We start from the raw sequence: 5,014 nt of genomic DNA, 5'->3' as shown, positions 1-5,014 counted from the left end.
TCTTACTAAAGAGAATCTTCGTAACGTTTATCCAAACATGGCTGAAAATACAATTAGTAAAACGTTAGTTTCCTTGTAGCCGCTTGGTCATATAAAGCTAGTTTCAAGAGTACAGGTTTAATTCTATATTAATAATTATTAGGGGTAACAATACATCGCTATCTATATCTAGAATGTTATATAAAACTATTGAATATTTTATTCGTAAAAACAGAGGTGTAAAATGAACTTTATTTCCGAACTACTTGTTACCGTTGCAATTCCTACAATACAACTCACATTTTTGTTACTACTCATATTTGTTTTTAGCTACTTTGTAGTATACAAAAAGGTGTGTAAAGGTGGGGGGGAATTTACCGTACAACAAATTATATTGTTTATATTAATAATAGGATATTATTCCCTTGCATTATCAGCTACTTCATTTGGTCGTCCAGATGATATAACTTTTGCAAGAACAATTGACTTTGATGTACTTAGTGTTTATAAAAAAGCATGGAATACCTTTTCATTTTCTTCTTTTTTCCATATCATTGTGAATATAGGTATGCTTTTTCCGTTAGGAATTTTATTACCTTTAGTTAGTAATGTTTTTCAAAAAACAAAATGGATGTTAATCAGCTCAATTATAGCAAGTTTATGGATTGAAATCCTTGAATTTACAATGCAACGTGGAAGTATGGAACTAGCCGATTTACTTCATAATACTTTAGGAATGATGCTAGGATATTCTATGGTAAATATAGTTCTTATATTGTTGAAGAAAAAAGAAACGGATATACAAATGATCAAATATTTATTTCTTCCGATTACAGTAAGTTTTGTTGCACTTGGAATAATGATTTCGTATCAAATGAAGGAATTTGGGAATACGCCTTTAGATCCCATTACAAAAATAGACATGACTGATGTCACTATAAAAACATCAATAGAGTTAAAAGACGAAGGTAAAAAAATGCCTGTTTACAAAGAGGAAATTCCAAACATGCCTGATGACAATGAGCCAGTTACAAAAAAATCACATATTCGAGATGTTGAAATTCTGTCTCCTAAAGAAGCATTTCAAAAACTAAAACAAGGAGACTTTGATCCTATAATATCTTTCAAAGCAGGTGATACATTAGTCATTACAGATTATAATATAGATTACCACGCTGATTCGAAAGGTTTTTCTCAACCTATATATGTTTTTCAAGTACGCTTAAATGATAATGACAAAGATAGTTGGTCTCAACCTATTTCTGCGAGAAAATAACGTAGATTTTCATATTTTTGTTCATGTGAAATAGTTCACTCAAGTTGTCGTGCTCATTTAAAAAATCTCCTATGGAATTTTATTGGAATTGAAAAACATTTTAGAAGAACAATTACGTTGTGGGCTATTGTATAGTATAGATATGAATAACAAAAAAGGGGGACTATATATGTGGAAGCGATTTGTAGCGATTGGTGATAGTTTTACAGAGGGGATAGGGGATGAAGTTGAGGGAATAGCATTAAAAAGCTGGGTAGATCATTTTGTTCAACTGTGTGTAAACGATATAGAATATGCTAATTTTGCAAAGCGTGGGTTAGTAACTAAAGAAATTCGCTCACAGCAATTGGAAAAGGCATTAACTTTTAATCCAGATTTAGTTTGTCTAATTGCAGGTGCAAACGATGTTTTAAAAGGACGTTGGAATCATGAAGCATATAAGAACGATATGGAATTTATGATAGATACATTAAGTAAAACAGATGCTGATATTATTATAGCAAACCTTCCAGATTTTACAGTTCGGCTTCCTTTTTCTTCTGAAAAAAAACAAGTATTAAAAGAACAATTATTAGAGGCAAATGAAGTTATACTTTCACTGAGTAGAGAGTATAAGCTTCATCATGTTGACTTTTGGAATCATCATTTAGTTAATGACAATACGCTTTGGTCTACAGATCTAATTCATCCAAACTCAAAAGGATATGTAAAAGTTGCTGAATTAATTTTTAGTAGTTTGCCTGTACAGAAGACAGAATAATAGTTCGCAATTTAAAAAATATGATATTAATTGTATTAAGCGATGTTTTTTAGTAAGTGGAGAGAACTAAAAATTTAGCAAACAAACCGTATCTATGATATATTTCTACAGTAGTGTACAAATGCAGAATCACAAATAAAGATCACCTACGGAAATAGGTGGTCTTTAAACATTCTTTTGAATTGCTTCCGTAACATTAAATGGTCAATTCTTTGTAAAACACCTAAAAAAACGTCACAGTACTCTGACGGAAAAATGGGGAATTTTTAATCTATTACTATTATTATTTATTCGTAACTTTTAAAGTATTTAACACTATTTTGGTTGCTTCTGCAATAAGTTTATCATCATATGTAGCATCCTCTTTATCATGATTAGAAAGTATTGCAAGAATAATTGGCTTTTTATTTGGTGGCCAAATAATTGCAATATCATTCCTTGTTCCGTATGATCCTGCACCTGTTTTATCAGCTACTGCCCATCCTTTTGGTACGCCCGCACGAATCAAGTTATCTCCAGTTGTATTTCTCTTCATCCAATCTACAAATAGTTCACGTTTCTCAGGTGGAAGTACAGTTCTTAATGTAAAAGATTGAAGCGTCTTAGCAATCGCTTCTGGAGTACTGGTATCATGTGTTTCTCCTGGATTCACTTCATTTAATTCAGGTTCAAATCGTGCTGAATTAGTAACTGTATCACCAATTTCTCTCAATATTTTTTCAAACTCGGAAGGACCACCTAATTGTTTAAGAATCAAATTATGTGACGTACTGTCACTATATCGAACAGAAGCATCAGCAAGTTCTTTTAAGAACATGGTGTTTTGTTAAGAAAACACCATGAAATGCAAATAACAACTATACAGAAAGCTAGTTCCCTATAGTATAGTGCATATGAAAAATCCCTCTTTACTATCTCCCACAAAAGAATCATGGCTGCAAACTATATAAACTGTATTTTCAGAAATATTTCAAGCGTGTAAGAAAAATGAAAGGTAATTCAATATGAGAAAAACAACCTTACTACTACAATGAAAAACAGAAACAATCATAAAAATTATGAGATACGATATCAAGTTATTTTCGTGCTTATAACATTTGACCATGTATTCCAGTTTAAATAAGGAAATTCGAAACAGACCATTAATGAATGGTACATTACTCGTATTTTAAAAAAGTCAAAATGTAGGCAGGCATCTTCTATCAAATCTCATTCTTAGTGTGTAAATTTGGAGGGAATTTTTCATATGAAAATAGTAAAAGTAAAAGATCTTAGTAAAGAATACAAAGGGAAGGTTTCACATACAGCACTTTCAAATATTAATTTAACAATTACAGAGGGGGAATTTGTTGGGATTATGGGCCCTTCGGGTAGTGGGAAAACAACCTTATTGAATATGATTTCTACTATTGACTCGCCAACTTCAGGAAGTGTATCCATTCATAATAAAAATCCGTATCAACTTTCACCCAATGATTTGGCCTTATTTCGCAGACAGGAATTAGGATTCGTCTTTCAATCCTTTAATCTGCTGCATACATTAACTGTAAAAGAGAATATAGTTCTTCCGCTCGTATTAGATGGCATGAATGTGAAAAGAATAAATAAACGAGTAGAATCTATTTCAAAAAAATTAGGAATCAGTGAAATATTGAATAAACGAACATATGAAATATCAGGAGGACAAGCACAGCGAACAGCGATTGCTCGTGCACTCATTCATTCTCCTAAATTGGTTCTTGCCGATGAGCCAACAGGAAACTTAGATTCTAAAGCTTCTCAAGATGTAATGGAGATATTAACACAATTAAATAAAGAGGAAAAGGCAACAATGATGTTAGTAACGCACGATCCAGTTGCTGCAAGTTACTGTGACCGCGTTATTTTTATTAAAGATGGACAGTTATATAATGAAATTTTCTACAATGACAATCGTTCGTTATTTTATCAAAATATTATGGATATTCTTTCTATGTTAGGAGGGAACAAAAATGAATTTTCGACAGCTCGCATTTAATAATGTTATACGGAATAAACGAATATATCTTGGACATTTTTTTAGTAGTACATTTGCGGTAATGATTTTCTTTACTTATGGGCTACTTGTCTTTCATCCGAATCTACAAGGCGAACTGACTCATGCTAGTACCATAATGAATACATTTGGGAAAATAGGATTTCAACTATCGTATTACTTAATTTTTGTTTTCTCTTTCTTATTTATTTTCTATTCTGTTAGCGCATTTTTAAAAAATAGAAAAAAAGAGTTTGGATTATTAATGTTACATGGAATGTCTCATCAACAGCTTCATCGATTAATTTTTTTCGAAAACATGTTGATTGGAATCCCTTCTATACTAGTAGGCATTGGGATTGGGATGATTTTTTCTAAATTATTTTTACTAATTAGTGGGTCTTTATTGGGAATAGAGAATACGTTAGCATTTTACTTTCCATTAAAGTCTATGGGAGTAACAGCTATTTCCTTTTTTGTTTTATTCCTACTCATTTCATTATTTACATCAAAAATGGTGAAAATGAATGAACTTGTAGAACTCATAAAATCAGAGGAAAAACCAAAACCTGAGCCGAAAGCGTCCGTTTGGATATCCTTGTTGGCAATTCTTTTAATTGGAGCAGGTTACGCCTCGGTCCACCACAGTATCGTCGCGATGAATTACATGAGTTTGAATCAGTTATTACTACTCGTAGGAGTGGGTGTCATATTTATCGTATTTGGAACCTATTTTTTCTTCACTCAATTGTGTGTATATGTGATATACACTTTAAAAAATAGAGAAACTACATTCTTTAAAAGAACCAATCTTCTTGTTATCTCAGATTTAATGTACCGAATGAAAGATAATGCGAGAACGTTCTTTATAGTTACAATTATATCGGCTATATCTTTTACAGCAATTGGAGTTTGTACGGCTATCGCAAATCCTGAATTGGCAAAACATGAGACCCCATATGCATTTACCTATCAATCGGATAAG

Annotated in this window: 4 protein-coding genes and 1 pseudogene; 4 read left to right on the top strand and 1 reads right to left on the bottom strand. The window is 31.9% G+C overall.

Features of this window, described 5'->3' with window-relative positions:
* Positions 1–223: 223 nt before the first annotated feature.
* Complete coding sequence (locus ACFWDE_RS29895; RefSeq protein WP_377896314.1) at positions 224–1,255, top strand: VanZ family protein; 1,032 nt, start codon at positions 224–226, stop codon at positions 1,253–1,255.
* A gap of 142 nt (positions 1,256–1,397) precedes the next feature.
* Entirely contained in the window at positions 1,398–2,015 is a 618-nt protein-coding gene (locus ACFWDE_RS29890; RefSeq protein WP_377896315.1) for an SGNH/GDSL hydrolase family protein, read from the top strand.
* A gap of 283 nt (positions 2,016–2,298) precedes the next feature.
* Here ACFWDE_RS29890 and bla read toward each other — a convergent pair.
* Positions 2,299–2,832, bottom strand: a pseudogene (gene bla / locus ACFWDE_RS29885) (class A beta-lactamase); the annotation flags it as partial.
* Positions 2,833–3,261: 429 nt separating this feature from the next.
* On the opposite strand from bla, the gene ACFWDE_RS29880 reads away from it, so the two are divergent.
* Positions 3,262–4,032 (top strand): ABC transporter ATP-binding protein, encoded by a 771-nt coding sequence (locus tag ACFWDE_RS29880; RefSeq protein WP_377896313.1) that lies wholly within the window; start codon positions 3,262–3,264, stop codon positions 4,030–4,032.
* A partial coding sequence (locus ACFWDE_RS29875) for an FtsX-like permease family protein (RefSeq protein ID WP_377896312.1) occupies positions 4,007–5,014 on the top strand: 1,008 nt, incomplete at its 3' end. The genes ACFWDE_RS29880 and ACFWDE_RS29875, both read left to right, overlap by 26 nt.

The organism is Bacillus sp. NPDC060175 (genome assembly GCF_042728695.1).
Taxonomy (GTDB): domain Bacteria; phylum Bacillota; class Bacilli; order Bacillales; family Bacillaceae_G; genus Bacillus_A.
The sequence above is the reverse complement of the archived record's forward strand: the minus strand, read 5'-3'. Positions and strand labels throughout refer to the sequence as shown.